This window comes from Streptomyces fuscichromogenes, from assembly GCF_014645815.1.
Lineage (GTDB): Bacteria > Actinomycetota > Actinomycetes > Streptomycetales > Streptomycetaceae > Streptomyces > Streptomyces fuscichromogenes.
In genome coordinates, this window is record NZ_BMML01000014.1 from 108909 (window position 1) to 125669 (window position 16761).

Below are 16761 nucleotides of genomic sequence, written 5' to 3' on the forward strand. Positions count from 1 at the left end.
CCGGCGGCCCGTCCCGTCAGCTGTTCCCGCTCCCGAGGACCCCTCGCAGCTCCTTCGGCAGCAGGTGGTCGCAGGACTGCTGGGCCTCGTTGGTGAGGGCGTCGGTGACACAGGTGTAGTAGTCGCGGTAGACCATCTGCGCCGTGAAGTTGGCGGCCACCAGGGCCAGCGCCAGGGAGGCGGTGACCAGGCCGCTGATCGCCGCCGTGGTCTGGGGGCGGCCGGTGGCGGCCTCCTCGGGGGTGCGGGGCTTGGCGCGGAGCGCGCTGACGCCCCAGTAGACGGCCAGGGCGCCGAGCAGCAGCGCCACGTACGGCCAGCTGAAGAGCGCGAAGAGGAAGGCCCACATGCCGCACAGCAGGGCGTACCGCGCCCGCCGCTGGGCCGGGTCGGTCGGGTCCCAGCGCATGCCGGGACCGCCGGGGCCGCCGGGTCCGCCCTGACCCCCGTCGCCCGGACCGCCGTCGCCCGGACGCTCGCCGAAGCCGCCGGCCTGCCGGCCGGGCTGGCGGTCGCTCCACTGGCTGCCCCAGGGCGCCCCGCGGTCCTCGTCACCGGTCGGCCGGCGCGGCCGCCAGGGCGTGTCCGGCGTGCCCTCCGGCGGCGGGGCGAAGGGGTTGTCGTCCTGCTGGTCGCCCTCGGGCCGGTCCGAGGGCGCGTCCGGCGGCGAGGCCGGGCGCTCCCGCAGCAGCACGGCAGCGCGCGTCCCTCCCTGTACCGACTGCGGGGGGAGCATGCGAAGTCCCAGGCTGCGGTCCGGCATCAAATGAGCGTCTTCCCCTAGATCAAGCTGAACAGAACGGAGCTGATGGATCGGCTGGATACGACGGATGGCTGCGGATGATCGGCGTGGCAGCGGAAACGACTGCCTACCCGGTGAACGCGCCGTACCCCGGACGCGTTCCCGTCTCGGTACCTCCCAGACGCTACCTTCCGGCCACGCCCCCGTCCCGTGGGGGCCGCCCGGTGTGCCGGTATCGTTGCTGACGGTCGGCCGCTTCGTAGACTTCCCCGTATCCCGGGGCGCGACGCACTCGTACGAATGTACAAAGCGCGTACGAGGCCGGCCGCCGTACCGACGCTTCCCCGAGAAAGGGCCCCACCGTGGCCGCCAAGCCCGTGGCCAAGCGCCTCGTCGTGCTGGTCTCCGGATCCGGCACCAACCTCCAGGCGCTCCTCGACGCGATCGCCGAGAACGGCGCCGAGGCCTATGGCGCCGAGGTCGTCGCCGTAGGTGCCGACCGTGCCGGCGTCGAGGGGCTCGCACGTGCCGAGCGGGCCGGCATCCCGACCTTCGTGACCAGGGTGAAGGACTTCGGGACCCGGGAGGAGTGGGACCGGGCGCTGGCCGACGCCGTGGCCGCCCACGCGCCCGACCTCGTCGTCTCGGCCGGGTTCATGAAGATCGTCGGCAAGGAGTTCCTGGCGCGGTTCGGGGGGCGGACCGTCAACACGCACCCCGCCCTGCTGCCCAGTTTCCCCGGGGCCCACGGTGTACGGGACGCGCTCGCGTACGGCGCCCGGGTCACCGGCTGCACCGTCCACTTCGTCGACGACGGCGTCGACACCGGGCCGATCATCGCTCAGGGCGTGGTGGAGGTCCGGGACGAGGACGACGAGAGCGCTCTGCACGAGCGCATCAAGGACGTCGAGCGAAGGCTGCTCGTCGAGGTCGTGGGGCGGATCGCCCGCAACGGCTATCGCATTGAGGGACGAAAGGTAGTTATCCAGTGACCGCCACCGCCGAGAGCAACAAGCGGCCCATCCGGCGCGCGCTCGTCAGCGTCTACGACAAGACCGGGCTCGAAGAGCTCGCCCGCGGACTGCACGAGGCCGGTGTCGCGCTCGTCTCCACCGGCTCCACCGCCTCCCGGATCGCCGCCGCCGGCGTCCCCGTCACCAAGGTCGAGGAGCTGACCGGCTTCCCGGAGTGCCTGGACGGCCGGGTCAAGACCCTGCACCCCAAGATCCACGCCGGCATCCTCGCCGACCTGCGCCTTGAGGACCACCGGCAGCAGCTGGCGGACCTCGGCGTCGAGCCGTTCGACCTCGTGGTCAGCAACCTCTATCCGTTCCGCGAGACCGTCGCCTCCGGTGCCACGCCCGACGAGTGCGTCGAGCAGATCGACATCGGCGGCCCGTCGATGGTGCGCGCCGCCGCCAAGAACCACCCCTCGGTCGCGATCGTCACCAGCCCCGCGCGGTACGCCGACGTGCTCAAGGCCGTCTCCGACGGCGGCTTCGACCTCGCGACCCGCAAGCGGCTCGCCGCCGAGGCCTTCCAGCACACGGCGTCCTACGACGTGGCGGTCGCGAGCTGGTTCGCCTCCGAGTACGCGCCCGTGGACGAGTCGCGGTTCCCCGACTTCCTCGGTGCCACCTGGGAGCGCGAGAACACCCTGCGCTACGGCGAGAACCCGCACCAGCCGGCCGCCCTCTACGTCGACGCCTCCGGCGGCGGCCTGGCCAAGGCAGAGCAGCTGCACGGCAAGGAGATGTCGTACAACAACTACACGGACACGGACGCCGCGCGCCGTGCCGCGTACGACCACGACGAGCCGTGCGTCGCGATCATCAAGCACGCCAACCCCTGTGGCATCGCGATCGGCTCGGACGTCGCCGAGGCGCACCGCAAGGCGCACGCCTGTGACCCGCTGTCGGCGTTCGGCGGGGTCATCGCCGTCAACCGGCCGGTGAGCAAGGAGCTGGCGGAGCAGGTCGCCGAGATCTTCACCGAGGTCATCGTCGCGCCCGACTACGAGGAGGGGGCGCTCGAAGCCCTCGCCAGGAAGAAGAACATCCGCGTCCTGAAGGCGCCGGGCGCCCCGGCCAACCCGGTCGAGGTCAAGCCCGTCGACGGCGGTGTGCTGCTCCAGGTCACCGACCGCCTCCAGGCCGACGGCGACGACCCGGCCAACTGGACCCTCGCGACCGGCGAGGCGCTGAGCGCGGCGGAGCTGGCCGACCTCGCCTTCGCCTGGAAGGCCTGCCGGGCCGTGAAGTCCAACGCCATCCTGCTCGCCAAGGACGGTGCCTCGGTCGGCGTCGGCATGGGCCAGGTCAACCGCGTCGACTCCGCGAAGCTCGCCGTCGAGCGGGCGGGTCAGGAGCGGGCGCGCGGCTCCTACGCCGCGTCCGACGCCTTCTTCCCCTTCCCCGACGGTCTGGAGATCCTCACCGCGGCCGGCATCAGGGCGGTGGCCCAGCCGGGCGGTTCGATGCGTGACGAACTCGTCGTGGAGGCCGCGAAGAAGGCGGGTGTCACGATGTACTTCACCGGCACGCGGCACTTCTTCCACTGAGTCACCGGTAGCCCGGCACTCGGAGCGCACACCAGGGCCGTGTCCCCGCGCGGGGACACGGCCCTTGGAGTACCGGTACGACCGCTCAGCTGCTGCGGATCACGATCGTGCCGCAGACCTTGTCCGCGAACGTCTGGCGCTTGGAGTCCCACGCCGGCCACAGGTAGCCGAGGTAGCAGGGCAGACCGTCCAGGATGTGGGCCAGCTGGCGCACGAACGCCATGCCCGCGCCGATCGGCTGGCCGGTGTCCTCCTTGAGGGTGCGGGTGCCGACCGCCTTCTTGCCCAGGCTCTGGCCGGTACGCCCCTCCAGGATGATCTGGTAGACGAACAGGCCGATCAGGCCGAGGAAGCCGATGATCGTCAGCGCGGGGGTCTTGTTGCCGGCGCCCACGATCACGAGGATGTACGGAATGCCGTACAGCAGCGAGTCGATCAGCCTGCTCAGGAAACGCCAGCCCCAGTTCGCGTACGGCGGCGTCGCGCCGTAGCCCTGCTGGGGTGGGTAGCCGCCGTAGCCGCCCTGCTGCGGGTAGCCAGGCTGCTGGGGGTAGCCGTAGCCCTGCTGCGGCACGCCCTGCGGGGCCTGCGGGTAGCCGGGCTGCTGCGGGTAGCCGTAGCCGGGCTGACCCTGCTGCGGGTCCTGCGGCTGACCGTAGGGGTTGTTGGGCGAGCCGAAACTCATGACGGGTTCCTCCGTTTGACCTGCGGGGACGACGCGGACAAGGACGGAGGTACGTCAAGATCTGAGCGGTTTTGCCCCCCACCGGACCGCGGTACTGCGCGCTCATCGTTGAGGACGGGTGAGTTGTTGTCCAGTCCGATTAGCGAGGTGTTGTGCAAGTGCAACATCATTGATCATGACCGCACACCCGACTGGAACCGGGAGGCCGGCATCCGCGAGGATGGAGCCATGACCGCCCAGATTCTCGATGGCAAGGCCACCGCAGCCGCGATCAAGTCCGATCTGACCGCCCGCGTGGCGGTGCTGAAGGAGAAGGGCGTCACGCCCGGCCTCGGCACGATCCTCGTCGGGGACGACCCCGGCAGCCAGAAGTACGTCGCCGGCAAGCACCGCGACTGCGCACAGGTCGGCATCGCCTCCATCCAGCGCGAACTCCCGGCCACCGCGACCCAGGAGGAGATCGAGGCAGTAGTCCGCGAGCTCAACGACGACCCCGCCTGTACCGGTTACATCGTCCAGCTCCCGCTGCCCAAGGGCATCGACGAGAACCGCATCCTGGAGCTGATGGACCCGCACAAGGACGCGGACGGACTGCACCCCATGAACCTCGGCCGGCTGGTGCTCGGCGAGCCGGCGCCGCTGCCCTGCACCCCCAACGGAGTGCTCACCCTGCTGCGCCGCCACGGTGTCGAGATCAAGGGCGCCGAGGTCGTGGTCGTCGGCCGTGGCGTGACCATCGGGCGCCCGATGCCGCTGCTGCTCACCCGGCGCAGCGAGAACGCGACGGTCACGCAGTGCCACACCGGCACCCGTGACCTCTCCGCCCACCTCAAGCGCGCCGACATCGTCGTCGCCGCCGCCGGCTCCCCGCACCTGATCCGTCCCGAGGACATCAAGCCGGGCGCCGCCGTCCTCGACGTCGGTGTCTCCCGCAACGCCGAAGGCAAGATCGTCGGCGACGTGCACCCCGGGGTCGCCGAGGTGGCCGGCTGGATCTCCCCGAACCCCGGTGGTGTCGGGCCGATGACCAGGGCGCAGCTGCTCGTCAACGTGGTCGAGGCGGCGGAGCGCAGTGTCGGCTGACCGCAGTCACGAGCAGGGTGCGGGACGCCGGACCACCCGGCGCTTCCCGCTGTTCACCCGGGACACGGCACGCCCCGAGGGGGGCGGCAGGGCCGCGTCGGGGGACCTGCCGGCGCCGGCCCGGCAGTGGCCGCTGCTGGTGGTGCTGGCGGCCGTCGGGGTCGGGCTGCTGCTGACCTCGCTGGACCAGTTCCGGGTCGGCGCGCTGCTGATCGGGGCGGCGCTGCTCGCCGGGGCGGTGCTGCGCTGGATACTGCCGAGCGTCGGGATGCTGGCGGTCCGGTCGCGGTTCACCGACATCGTCACGTACGGGGTGCTGGGGCTGGCCATCGTGCTGCTGGCGCTGATGGCACAGCCGAAGCCGTGGCTGGTGATCCCCTATCTGAAGGACACGTTGCATTTCACGATGAAGAGCTGAAGAGCCGAAGGGTTCGAGTCCGGGTGCGGGTGCGTGAGGGCTGGTCGCGCAGTTCCCCGCGCCCCCTTCGGGGCGGAGGAAGACGATGGACAGCGAAGCGGGCCCCGTCCCCCGGTCCGCCGAGGCCGATGCCGAGGCCGATCGGGTGCTGGCCACCGCGCGGCAGCTGGTGCCCGGGATCCAGGCCACGTTCGGGCGGATCTGCGAGGTCGTCCTGCACGACTTCCGGCGCGGGGACCACTCGGTGGTCGCGATCACCGGCGACGTGACGCACCGCGAGGTGGGTTCGCCGATGAGCGCGATCGGGCTGTCGCTGCTACGGCAGGGCGAAGCGGCCGAGGACAAGCTCAACTACGTGACCCGGCTGCCCGACGGACGGGTCATGAAGTCGACCACCATGCTGCTGCGCCTCGCGGACGGCACGGTCACGGGCGCCCTCTGCATCAACCTCGACGTCACGCAGCTGCGGATGTCGTCGATGCTGCTGAACGAGGTGATCGGCGGGAACGGCGAGGCCGCGGAACCGCAGCCGGTCACCTTCGGCAGCGACGCGGAGACCGTCATCGAGTCGGTGCTCGCCGAGGTCGAGGGGCAGCTGGGCAAGCCGCTGACCCACCTCGCCACCGCCGAGTGGCTGTCGGTGTTCAAGACCCTGGACGAACGCGGGGTCTTCCAGCTCCGGCGCGCCGTTCCGATGCTGGCCGGCCGGCTCGGGATCTCGCGCGCGTCCGTCTACAACTACATCGGCAGGCTGCGCGACGAGACGCCCGCCGGCGGGTGACCCGGTGGCCCGCACCTCCCCCGGTGGGTGCGGGCCGTCCTCCCCCTCTTCGAAGGTAGGGATCCGGCGGGGTCCGCGAATCCCACCTCCGGTTGAAACCCCTACAACTTCCGCGGTACGCCCGGTGACTGACTCGCCGTTCCCGGGCCCGGAGTTACGCTGCGGCGATGCGACCGCGTCAGCCGCCCCCACTCGCCGTCGACACGCTGATCGCGTGCATGACGGTCGTGATGGCCGTGCTGCTGGGGCGGGAGTCGCCCACCCAGGGGTGGCCGCAGCTCGACGCGTGGGCGTATGCGCTGATCGGGCTGGCGCAGCTGCCCGTCGCGCTGCGCGGCCGGTGGCCGGTCGCGGTCTTCGCCGTGATGCAGGGCGCCTCGATCGTCTACGTCAGCCTCGGCTTCTGGCCCGTGGTGTGCACCTTCGGCTCCATGCTGGCGCTGTACACGATCGCCTCGGTGCGGCCGGTCCGGGTCGCCGTCGGCTGCGCCGCCTGCATGACCGGCATGTGGCTGTACGCGGGCATCGTCACCGACAACTCCTCGATGCCGTCCGTCGTCACACAGGCGCTGCTGTACTCCTCGGTGCTGGTCTGGTTCGGGCATCTCGCGCAGCGCTCCGCCGCGCTCACCCGGCATCTGCGGGCCGAGCAGACCGAGCGGGCGCGGCGCGCCGTCGTCGAGGAACGCGGCCGGATCGCGCGGGAGTTGCACGACGTGGTCGCCCATCACATGTCGGTGATCTCCGTGCAGGCGGGGCTCGCCCGGTTCGTCTTCGAGTCCGATCCCGGGAAGGCGCGCGGGGCGCTCGGCACCATCGCCGACACCAGCGGGGAGGCGTTGGACGAGCTGCGGCGCATGCTCCAGGTGCTCCGCGACGAGGACCCGCGGGCCGCCGAGCGCGCTCCCATGCCGACCCTGGACCGGCTGGTCGAACTCGTCGACCGGGTGCGGGCCGGCGGCCTGCCGGTCGAGTTCGTGGTCGAGGGCGCGCCCCGGCCGCTGCCGCCCGGCGTCGAACTGTGCGCCTACCGCGTGGTCCAGGAGGCGCTCACCAACGTCCTCAAGCACGCCGGCCGCGCCCGCGCGTGCGTGCTGCTCCGGTACGGGCCCCACGAGCTGACCGTGTCCGTCCACGACGACGGGGAGGGGGTGAATCCGGACAGAATGCGAACGGGCGCCGGACATGGCTTGATCGGTATGCGTGAGCGGGCCAAGCTCTACGGTGGGACGATCAGCGTCGGCCCACGCTCCGAGGGCGGCTTCGCGGTCGAGCTGACCCTGCCGACCTCGGCCGCACTCGCTCGGCGGGGGGACGACCGTACCGGATGACCAGAGTGCTCGTGGTCGACGACCAGTTCCTCATCCGCGCGGGTCTGGTGGGCCTGCTGGAGGCCGCCCCCGGGTTCGAGGTGGCCGGTGAGGCGGGGGACGGCGCGGAGGCGGTGCGGCTGGCCGCCGAGACCCGGCCCGACGTCGTCCTCATGGACATCCGGATGCCGGGGGTCAACGGCATCGAGGCCACCGAGCGCATCCTCGCCCAGGCGGCCGGGCCCGCGCCCCGCGTCCTCGTCCTCACCACCTTCGACCTCGACGAGTACGTGTACGGGGCGCTGCGCGCCGGAGCCTCCGGGTTCCTCCTCAAGGACTCCGGCCCGGAACGGCTGCTGGCCGCGGTCACCGCGGTGGACGGCGGTGACTCCCTGTTCGCGCCCAGCGTCACCCGGCGCCTGGTCGAGGCCTTCGCCCACCGGCACGGCCCCGGCCCCGACACCGGACCGCCGCCCGACCTCGACGTGCTGACCTCCCGCGAGGTCGAGGTCCTCAGACTCACCGCGCGCGGACTGTCCAACCTGGAGATCGCCGACCGCCTCTACATCAGCGAGGCGACCGTGAAGACCCACCTCAACCGCACCATGACCAAGCTCGACCTGGGCAGCCGCGCCCAGGCGGTGGTGGTGGCGTACGAGACGGGCCTGGTGACCCCGGGCAGACCGGCGAACTGACCTGCGACCCGGCCGGTGCACCGACGGCGGTCCGGGTGCGGTTCCGGCCGAAAGGCGGTCCGTCCCCTCCCCCGAGCAGGACGGACCGCCGTCCGGAAACAGCCTTCCCGTGCGGCGGTGGCTGTTCAACGGCTGTCCGTCGGCTGTGGCAGAGAGGTGACAGTTCCGCTACCTGCCGCCCGCACCGCCACGGCCTGCGGGAACCGTCCGGCCACCGGCCGTCGTCACCCGCTCTGGACTGGCGACGAACGGGCGACGAGGCACGTCGTGGAGGTGCGTGATGGGCGGCTGGCAGCTGCTGCCGGAGGGGCTCCCGCCGGAGGTACGGCACTTCGTGGAGCAGCTGCGCCTCCTCAAGGACGACACCGGCCTCAGCCTGGTCGCGCTGGGCGCCCGCACCGCGTACAGCAAGTCCTCCTGGCAGCGCTATCTCAACGCCGTGCAGCCACCGCCCCGCCAGGCCGTCGTCGCGCTGTGCCGGGTCGCGGGACTGGCCGGCCCGGACGCCGAACGGCACGCCGTGCGCTGGGAACTCGCCGTCCAGGCCTGGCCGCGCCCGACGACCGCACCGGACCGTCCGCCGGGCGCGGCGGAGCCGGCCGGGTACGAGGACGATCCGACCCTCCCGTGGTGGGACCGGCCGGAGCCGGCCCCGGCGCCCCACCCGCACGGCGGCCGTCTCCTGCTGTACGCGGTCCTGCTGCTGCTCGCGCTGCTCCTGGTGGCGGTGGTCGGCGCGGTGACTCTCGGGTGAGCTGCGCGCCCTGTGACCCGCGAGGTCACGGCTGGATGACCGGTGTGTCGATGTGTTGACAAGTTAGCGGATATGTCACGAAGCCGACCCACGGCCGGGCTAACGTGTCCAATCGGGACGAGCCGGAGGCCCGTTGGACCGCAGGGCGGCAGGCGTGCAACGGTGCATGCCGGACGGGCCGACGCTCCAGTGCGCCCCCTGCCCGGCGACTGACTTCCGGGCCCGCCGCATCCCGGTGGGTAGCCAGAACGGGGACCGGCGCGGGGCATCGCGCGGCGGGAACGCCGGGCAGTACACGGCACCGAGCCGGGGCAAAGAGGACCGGGGCAAAGAGGACCGGGGAAAGAGGACCGGGGAAAGAGGACCGGGGGAAAGAGGGGGAAGCAATGCCTCGTTGGAAAGCCCTGCCGGATGAACTCGATCCGCAGGTCAAGGAGTTCGCGACCCAGCTGCGGCGGCTCGTGGACCGCGGCGGGCTGAGTGTCGCGGCACTGTCCGACCGCACCGGCTACGCCAGGACGTCCTGGGAGCGCTATCTCAACGGCCGTCTGCTGGCACCCAAGGGCGCGGTCGTCGCGCTCGCCGAGGTCACCGAGACCGATCCCGTCCACCTCACGACCATGTGGGAGCTTGCCGAACGGGCCTGGAGCCGCTCGGAGATGCGCCACGACATGACCATGGAGGCGATCCGGATCTCCCAGGCGCGGGCCGCGCTGGGCGAGTTCGGGGCGCCGCCGGCCACGTCGGCGACCACGTCCGCCGCCGGTGGCGGCAAGGCGCCGCGCCGGGCGGGCAGCGCCGTGGCGATGCCGGGGATCGCCGGGCCGGCGGGTGTCTCGCCCACCATCCCGCCCCAGCCGACGGCACCCGACGCGAACCGCCGGGAGGGCACCGGTTCCCGCGGCCCGGCCGCGCCCGCGGCCCCGCCCGGCGGCGGCAGGCGGCGGCTGACGATGTTCCTCGCCGGGGTCGTCGGGGTGGCCGTGGTCATCGCCGCGGTCCTCTTCCTCGCCGGAAGCGACGGGGGCGGGAAGAAGAACCAGGGCGGCGGCCCGTCGGGCACCCCGTCCACCGGCACCAGCAGCGACCTCCCGGCCGGCGTGAAGTGCGCGGGCGCCGGCTGTACCGGCAAGGACGCGGTGGCCATGGGGTGCAGCGGCGACCTCGTGACCACCGCCAAGACCGTCACGGTCGGCGCGACCACCCTGGAGGTCCGCTACAGCAGGACCTGCGGTGCCGCGTGGGGCCGTATCACGGGGGCCGCCCGGGGCGACTCGGTCCGGGTCACGGTCGGCACCACCACCGAGCGCGGCGACATCACGGCCGTCGGCGACACGATCGCGTACACGCCGATGGTGGCGGTACGGGACGCGACGACGGCGAAGGCCTGCGCGGCGCTGGCGTCGGGGCGGACGGGGTGCACGACGTAGGAGGCGTCTCCCGGCCGGCCCGTCCGGCGGACGCCGGCCGGCGAAAAAACCGGCGGCACACAGGAATGCCGGGCGCCGTCCCGGGCACGCGGAAGGTATCCCCCCCACGGGAGTCCGGAAACCGGTACCCCCGAGTGGCGGCCGTCCTGTCCCACCTCTCCCGGGCAGGCGGCCGCCTCTTTTGTGGGGTGAGCCACACCGACCCCTCGACCTCCGGCATCCTTGATGCGCGATAGCCTGACCGGTGGATCTCTTGATACCAAGAGATCGATCATTTGTACGTCCGCACCCCAGGGCACCCAGGGCAAGGACGCCCACCGCCAGCTGTCATACGGAGAACGCCATGACCCGCACTCCCGTGAACGTCACCGTCACCGGCGCGGCCGGCCAGATCGGTTACGCCCTGCTCTTCCGCATCGCCTCCGGCCAGCTGCTCGGCGCGGACGTGCCGGTCCGGCTCCGCCTCCTGGAGATCACCCCCGCGCTCAAGGCCGCCGAGGGCACCGCCATGGAGCTCGACGACTGCGCCTTCCCGCTGCTCCAGGGCATCGACATCTCCGACGACCCGAACGTCGCCTTCGACGGTGCCAACGTGGCCCTCCTGGTCGGCGCCCGCCCCCGTACCAAGGGCATGGAGCGCGGTGACCTGCTGGAGGCCAACGGCGGCATCTTCAAGCCGCAGGGCAAGGCCATCAACGACCACGCCGCGGACGACATCAAGGTCCTGGTCGTCGGCAACCCGGCCAACACCAACGCCCTGATCGCCCAGGCCGCCGCGCCGGACGTACCGGCCGAGCGCTTCACCGCGATGACCCGCCTCGACCACAACCGCGCGCTGACCCAGCTCGCGAAGAAGACGGGCTCCACGGTCGCCGACATCAAGCGCCTGACCATCTGGGGCAACCACTCCGCCACCCAGTACCCGGACATCTTCCACGCCACCGTCGCCGGCAAGAACGCCGCCGAGGTCGTGAACGACGAGAAGTGGCTGGCCGAGGAGTTCATCCCGACCGTCGCCAAGCGCGGCGCGGCCATCATCGAGGCCCGTGGCGCGTCCTCCGCGGCCTCCGCCGCCAACGCCGCGATCGACCACGTGCACACCTGGGTCAACGGCACCGACGACGGCGACTGGGCCTCCATGGGCATCCCGTCGGACGGCTCCTACGGCGTCCCGGAGGGCCTGATCTCCTCCTTCCCGGTCACCACCAAGGACGGCGTCTACGAGATCGTCCAGGGCCTGGAGATCAGCGAGTTCTCCCGCGCCCGCATCGACGCGTCGGTGCAGGAGCTGGCGGAGGAGCGCGACGCGGTCCGCGCCCTCGGCCTCATCTGAGCCACCCGCACCCCGACGGGCCCCGCTCCGGATTGCTCCGGAGCGGGGCCCGTCGCCGTGTCCGCGGGGTCACTCCATGCCGCGCTTGCCCGGCGTCCAGAACGGCTTGGTCAGCACCGCGCGCCGGTCCCAGCCCACCTCCTGGACCAGCACCTTGCGCACCGCCTGCACGGTCCGCGCCTCCCCGGCGACATAGGCGACCCCGCCGGGTTCGGGGGCGAGCCGGCGTACCGCCTCCGGCAGCGAGGTCTCGGTCCGCAGCAGCCAGTCGAGGTGCTCGGCGTGCGGAAGGGGCAGCCGGTCCGCGGCCGTCTCCGTCTCGACGCACCCGGAGATCCGGGCCTCCTCGGGCAGTGCCGCGAGCATCGCGCCGAAGGCGACCGCGGCCGTCTCGTCGCCGACGAAGACGTGGTGGGCGGCCTCGGGGCGCAGCGTGAAGGTGCCCTCGGGCCTGCGCAGCCGTACCGGCTCGCCCGCCTCGACGGTCCGGCCCCACCGGGCGCCCGGCCCGCCCTCGGAGTGGTCGAGGACGCACAGCTCGACGACGCCGGACGGGTCGTAGCGCCAGACCGAGTACGTCCGCAGGGTCAGGCCGGTCACCAGGACCCGGACCTGCTGGCCGGGCCGGACGTCGAGGCCGGCGAGCTGGTCGCCGTCGATGCGCAGCCGGCGCATGCGGGCGGTGATCCGCTCGGCCTCGGTGACGGTGCCGCGCAGGGTCAGCAGGTCGAGGACGGGGTTCAGGAGGGCGGGCATCGGGGGCTCCTCAACGGGCCGTAATGTGTGGGGAGTTGCTCAGGCGTCGATGGAACGCGATAGTACGCGTTCCGGGTCGGACGCGATAGAGCGTGTCGGGGTGCGGCGGCCGAGACCCGCCACCACGAGCGCCGTCGCCGCGAGCACCAGCAGCGCGACGGTGCGCAGGGCCGGGCCCATCCCGGAGCCGAGGTCGCCGTGTGCGGACAGGACGGTGCCGGTGACCGCGACCCCGAGGGCCGCGCCGGTCTCGCGGGCCGTGGTGCCGAGCCCGGAGCCGAGGCCCGCCTGATGCGGCGGGAGCGAGCTGACGACGCCGAGGGTGAGGGCCGGCATGGACAGACCGGTGCCCGCCGAGATGACCAGCAGCCAGCAGGCGTACGTCCAGTACGGCGTGGCCGCGCCGACCGTGGACGCGCCGAGCAGGCCGAGGCCGATCAGCGAGAGCCCGGCGCCGACGACCGCGCGCGGGTGGCCCGCCCAGCGGGCGGCGAGCCTCGGGACCAGGGCCATGCCGAGCGTCAGGGGCATGATCGCGAAGCCGGCGACGGCCGCGTCGTAACCCTTGACGTCCTGGAGGTACTGCGAGTTGACGAAGAAGAGGGAGAAGAGGCCGAAGAAGCCGGCCGCCGTGCCCAGGGACGCCGAGCGCAGCCGGGCGGAGGCGAAGACGCGGGGGTCGAAGAGCGGGCGCGCCGCACGCAGGGCGTGGACGGTGAACAGGGCGGTCAGGGTGGCGCCCGCCGCGAAGGAGCCGAGGATGGGCGCCGACGTCCAGCCGTAGGTGGTGCCCTCGATGATGCCGAACAGCACCGCCACCAGGCCGGCCGTCAGGAGCAGGGTGCCGAGCGGGTCGAGGTCGCTGCGCGCGGAGCGGCCGGTGCGCGGGGTGACCAGGGCGACGGCCAGGGCGAGCAGCGCGGCCAGCGGGACCATGGCGGCGAACAGCGCCCGCCAGGACAGGAACTGGCCGACCAGGCCGCCGCCCAGGTTGCCGGCCGCGCCGCCCAGGCCCAGTGCCAGGGTCCAGGAGGCCAGGGCGCGGGCGCGCCGCTCGGGGGCGGCGAGGTGGACCAGGGTCGACATGGTGGCCGGGGTGATCAGGGCGGCTCCGGCGCCGGACAGGCCACGGCCCGCTGTCAGCACGGCCGGATCCGCGGCCAGCGCGCTGGTGGCCGCGCCCGCCGCGAACAGGGCGAGCCCCGCGAGCAGGGCGCCCTTGCGGCCGTACCGGTCGCCGAGTGCGCCGGCCGGGACGAGCAGGGCGGCGAAGGCGATGACGTAGGCGTCGACGGTCCACAGGATCTCGCTGTGCGAGGGGTGCAGGGACGACGCGGCCAGTTCGGGGATGAGGAGGTTGATCGCGGCCACCATGCTCTGCGCGACCAGCACGCAGGCGCACAGGACGAGCAGGACAGGGCGTTTCAGGGCGTGCGAGGGCACGGCTCCTCCCGGGGAGCTGGTGGGTGGTGTGGGATGCCCCGGCACCGTAGGCTCGGGGCCGACCTGCTTTCCAGTGCAACCTTCGCAAGGGATAAATGCGTGTGACGCAATCCGCTGGTTCTCCCGGCAGCCTCGACCTGAACCTGCTGGTCGCGCTGGACGTGCTCCTGGAGGAGCAGAGCGTGCAGGGGGCCGCGCGGCGGCTGCACCTGTCCGAACCGGCCATGAGCCGCACCCTGGGCCGGATCCGCCGGGCCCTCGGTGACCCGGTGCTGGTGCGCGCCGGGCGCGGGATGGTGCCGACCCCGCGCGCACTGGCCGTGCGCGCCGAGGTGAGCGCCGTGGTGGAACGGGCGCGGGCGCTGTTCGCGCCGGGCCGGGACACCGATCTGCGCACCGTGTCCCGGACGTTCACGATCATCGGCTCGGACGCGATCGCCGGCACCCAGGCCGCCGCCCTCTTCGCCCGGGCCGCCGCCGAGGCGCCCGGCATCCGCCTGCGCTTCCTCACCGAGGCCCATGTGGACCTGCCGTACCTGCGGCAGGGCACCGCCGATCTGGAGGTCGGGGCGATCGACACCACCGCGCCCGAGGTACGGGTGGAGCAGCTCCACGAGGACCGCATGCTCGGTGTCGCACGGTCCGGACACCCGCTGCTGGCGGGCGAACTGACGCCCGAGCGGTACGCGACCGAGGCCGGTCACCTGAACGTCTCGCGGCGCGGCAAGCTGCACGGCCCCGTCGACGTCGCGCTGGCCGAACTCGGCCTGGAACGTCATGTGGTGGGTACCGTCGGCACCTTCCCGGCCTCCCTCTTCGTGCTCCGCGACTCCGATCTGGTCGGCCTGATCAGCGCCTGGGGGGCTGCGCTGGCCACCGCCCTGGGCCTCGCCACCTTCGAGGTCCCGCTGCCGCTGCCGCCGATCCCCCTGGGCCTGGCCTGGCACCCGCGCCACGACGCCGACCCGGCCCACGCCTGGCTGCGGCGCTGTGTACGGGAGTTGATGACCGAGGGAGCCGGGGCCGTTGTCAGTGGCGGTCCGTAGAGTCGGGGGCATGACTGATGACACCTGGTCGGCCGTCCAGTGGGAGCCGCCCGTCGCCGGCACCGAACTCGACACCCTGACCGGCGCTCTGGAGCGGCAGCGGCGCACCTTCGCCTGGAAGAGCGAGGGACTCGACGCGGCGGCGCTCGGCAGCCGGCTCGCGCCCTCCGCCCTCACCCTCGGCGGGCTGCTGAAGCACCTCGCGCTGGTGGAGGACCAGTACTTCACCGTGCGGCTGCTGGGCGAGAAGCTCCCCGCCCCGTGGGACGCGGTGGACTGGGACGCCGAGCCCGACTGGGAGTGGCGATCGGCCGCCGCCGACAGCCCCGAGGAGCTGTACGCGCTCTGGGCGGCCGCGGTGGCCCGGTCCCGGGCCGCCCTGCGCCGGGTCGCGGCCGACGGGGACGCCGGTGTCCTGATCGCGTACACCGCCCGCAACGGCGCGCGGCCCAGCCTGCGCCGGCTGCTGACCGACATGATCGAGGAGTACGCCCGGCACGTCGGACAGGCCGACCTGATACGGGAGGCGGTCGACGGACGCGTGGGGGAGGACCCGCCGGCCGACTTCTGACCAGCGGTGACCTCGGACGACTCCGTTCCGTCGCCGTCCCCTCGCACCGGTCACATCGTCGTTCGTTTAGTTTCCGTATTCACGGAGTGTAATCTCCCGCATATTTACGACCTCTTCGATTGCGGGGCGGTGGCTATTCTATGACTTCTCTTCCGGGTGACTGAATTCCCCCGAACGCTCCAAACACCGCCCCGTCCGACGGTCGTTAGCTGACCGTGACGCGATTGGACTGGTACGCAGCGGAAGATCATCCGACAACCATGCTCCGCTGGCCGGGTGGTATGGATATCACCTCATGCTCGGACCTGCTCGATGATTTCCTGAAGAGAATCAATGCGATGGAAAACGAATATCGGCGGACCCTGGCTGATCTGTACGCGGCGTTCTGAGACAGGGTGCGGAGGTTAATCGATGGACGGGATTCAGCACGACTCGGGTCCGGGGCTCTACGACCACACCGGCTTCTATGATCATCCCGGTCTCTACGACCACACCTGGGGTGTTCCGGAGCCCGACGTCGCGCCGAGCGACTGGGACCCGGTCGAGGAGCTGGCGCAGATACTGTCCGCGCCGACCGTGGTGGCCGCGGCCCCCACCCTGGTGGACGTGCCGGCCCAGCGCCGGGGCAGCCGCCGGCGGGTCCGTCATGACTCCCACCTGCTCGACGGCGGCCGGAGTGTCACGCACGTCACGCTCCTGATCGCGGCGGTCTCGCTGTGCGCGGTGCTCATGCTGGTCTGGTCCGTCTGCTACTCCTACGCGCAGCTGCGCGGCATCGCCTCGTCGGTGCTCCCGCGGGGGCTGGCGCAGTACTGGCCGCTGACGGTCTACGGCCCGTGGTTCGTGGCGGCGCTGTCCGTCCTGCGGGCCACCGCGCAGCGCCGGAGCGCGCGGCGGTCCTGGTGCGTCGTGCTGGCTGCCTCCGTCGTGGCCGTGGCCCTGTGCATCAGCCACTCGTCCCATGCGCTGTTGTCGTTAGTGATCTTCGGGATTCCGCCCGTCACCGCCCTGGTCTGTTTCTGGGAGCTCGTCGGTCAGATCTCGACCAAAGGGCGCCCCCGGCACGCCACGCCCACCGAGCCGGCGGCCGCCACGTCCTGAATCCGGGAGGGGCGGGACCCGCCACCGACTCGCGTGATCCGTTCGTACCGTTC

General features: G+C 72.3%; 18 protein-coding genes. 14 read left to right on the plus strand and 4 right to left on the minus strand.

Features of this window, described 5'->3' with window-relative positions; genetic code table 11:
• Positions 1-16: 16 nt before the first annotated feature.
• On the minus strand, positions 17-763 hold the full coding sequence (locus IEZ11_RS28355) for a hypothetical protein (protein WP_189265740.1): 747 nt from the start codon (positions 761-763) through the stop codon (positions 17-19).
• A 341-nt stretch (positions 764-1104) separates the two neighbouring features.
• Between IEZ11_RS28355 and purN the strand changes: the two genes are divergently transcribed.
• Together purN and purH are read left to right on the plus strand one after the other, a co-directional pair.
• Entirely contained in the window at positions 1105-1734 is a 630-nt protein-coding gene (gene purN, locus IEZ11_RS28360) for a phosphoribosylglycinamide formyltransferase (RefSeq protein ID WP_189265741.1), read from the plus strand.
• On the plus strand, positions 1731-3302 hold the full coding sequence (gene purH / locus IEZ11_RS28365; RefSeq protein WP_189265742.1) for a bifunctional phosphoribosylaminoimidazolecarboxamide formyltransferase/IMP cyclohydrolase: 1572 nt from the start codon (positions 1731-1733) through the stop codon (positions 3300-3302). Before purN ends, purH begins: the two co-directional genes overlap by 4 nt.
• An 85-nt stretch (positions 3303-3387) precedes the next feature.
• On the opposite strand, the gene IEZ11_RS28370 is transcribed toward purH, so the two are convergent.
• On the minus strand, positions 3388-3987 hold the full coding sequence (locus tag IEZ11_RS28370) for an RDD family protein (protein WP_189265743.1): 600 nt from the start codon (positions 3985-3987) through the stop codon (positions 3388-3390).
• A gap of 228 nt (positions 3988-4215) precedes the next feature.
• Here IEZ11_RS28370 and IEZ11_RS28375 point away from each other — a divergent pair, with 228 nt between their 5' ends.
• The 8 genes from IEZ11_RS28375 to IEZ11_RS28410 all read left to right on the plus strand — a co-directional run bounded on the left by IEZ11_RS28375 (position 4216) and on the right by IEZ11_RS28410 (position 11791).
• Positions 4216-5070 carry a bifunctional methylenetetrahydrofolate dehydrogenase/methenyltetrahydrofolate cyclohydrolase gene (locus IEZ11_RS28375; RefSeq protein WP_189265744.1) on the plus strand — a complete coding sequence of 285 codons (855 nt, stop codon included), beginning with the start codon at positions 4216-4218 and terminating at the stop codon, positions 5068-5070.
• Complete coding sequence (locus IEZ11_RS28380; RefSeq protein ID WP_189265745.1) at positions 5060-5488, plus strand: DUF3017 domain-containing protein; 429 nt, start codon at positions 5060-5062, stop codon at positions 5486-5488. The genes IEZ11_RS28375 and IEZ11_RS28380 overlap by 11 nt, the downstream gene beginning before the upstream one ends.
• Positions 5489-5573: 85 nt before the next feature.
• Positions 5574-6269, plus strand: coding sequence for a helix-turn-helix transcriptional regulator (locus IEZ11_RS28385; RefSeq protein ID WP_189265746.1), 696 nt, complete (start codon positions 5574-5576; stop codon positions 6267-6269).
• Between the two features lie 167 nt (positions 6270-6436).
• A complete protein-coding gene (locus IEZ11_RS28390; RefSeq protein ID WP_189265747.1) occupies positions 6437-7600 on the plus strand; it encodes a sensor histidine kinase in 1164 nt (387 codons plus the stop codon).
• Positions 7597-8274, plus strand: a complete 678-nt coding sequence (locus IEZ11_RS28395; RefSeq protein ID WP_189265748.1) for a response regulator transcription factor — start codon at positions 7597-7599, stop codon at positions 8272-8274. Before IEZ11_RS28390 ends, IEZ11_RS28395 begins: the two co-directional genes overlap by 4 nt.
• Positions 8275-8554: 280 nt before the next feature.
• Complete coding sequence (locus IEZ11_RS28400) at positions 8555-9028, plus strand: helix-turn-helix domain-containing protein (protein WP_189265749.1); 474 nt, start codon at positions 8555-8557, stop codon at positions 9026-9028.
• A gap of 386 nt (positions 9029-9414) precedes the next feature.
• Positions 9415-10458, plus strand: coding sequence for a helix-turn-helix domain-containing protein (locus IEZ11_RS28405; protein WP_189265750.1), 1044 nt, complete (start codon positions 9415-9417; stop codon positions 10456-10458).
• A 343-nt stretch (positions 10459-10801) separates the two neighbouring features.
• On the plus strand, positions 10802-11791 hold the full coding sequence (locus IEZ11_RS28410; RefSeq protein WP_189265751.1) for a malate dehydrogenase: 990 nt from the start codon (positions 10802-10804) through the stop codon (positions 11789-11791).
• A gap of 69 nt (positions 11792-11860) precedes the next feature.
• Here the strand turns inward: IEZ11_RS28410 and IEZ11_RS28415 are convergent, their stop codons facing one another.
• Together IEZ11_RS28415 and IEZ11_RS28420 are read right to left on the minus strand one after the other, a co-directional pair.
• Positions 11861-12547 (minus strand): siderophore-interacting protein, encoded by a 687-nt coding sequence (locus IEZ11_RS28415; RefSeq protein WP_189265752.1) that lies wholly within the window; start codon positions 12545-12547, stop codon positions 11861-11863.
• A 39-nt stretch (positions 12548-12586) separates the two neighbouring features.
• Positions 12587-13990, minus strand: coding sequence for an MFS transporter (locus IEZ11_RS28420; RefSeq protein ID WP_189265753.1), 1404 nt, complete (start codon positions 13988-13990; stop codon positions 12587-12589).
• A gap of 95 nt (positions 13991-14085) precedes the next feature.
• On the opposite strand from IEZ11_RS28420, the gene IEZ11_RS28425 reads away from it, so the two are divergent.
• From IEZ11_RS28425 to IEZ11_RS28440, 4 genes are all read left to right on the plus strand, one after another.
• Positions 14086-15036, plus strand: a complete 951-nt coding sequence (locus IEZ11_RS28425) for a LysR family transcriptional regulator (RefSeq protein ID WP_189265754.1) — start codon at positions 14086-14088, stop codon at positions 15034-15036.
• A gap of 10 nt (positions 15037-15046) precedes the next feature.
• Positions 15047-15607 carry a mycothiol transferase gene (locus tag IEZ11_RS28430; protein ID WP_189265755.1) on the plus strand — a complete coding sequence of 187 codons (561 nt, stop codon included), beginning with the start codon at positions 15047-15049 and terminating at the stop codon, positions 15605-15607.
• A gap of 224 nt (positions 15608-15831) precedes the next feature.
• The gene (locus IEZ11_RS28435; RefSeq protein ID WP_189265756.1) at positions 15832-15996 is read left to right on the plus strand and encodes a hypothetical protein; all 165 of its coding nucleotides are present in this window, start codon (positions 15832-15834) and stop codon (positions 15994-15996) included.
• Positions 15997-16018: 22 nt separating this feature from the next.
• Positions 16019-16708 carry a DUF2637 domain-containing protein gene (locus IEZ11_RS28440; protein ID WP_189265757.1) on the plus strand — a complete coding sequence of 230 codons (690 nt, stop codon included), beginning with the start codon at positions 16019-16021 and terminating at the stop codon, positions 16706-16708.
• Positions 16709-16761: the final 53 nt, after the last annotated feature.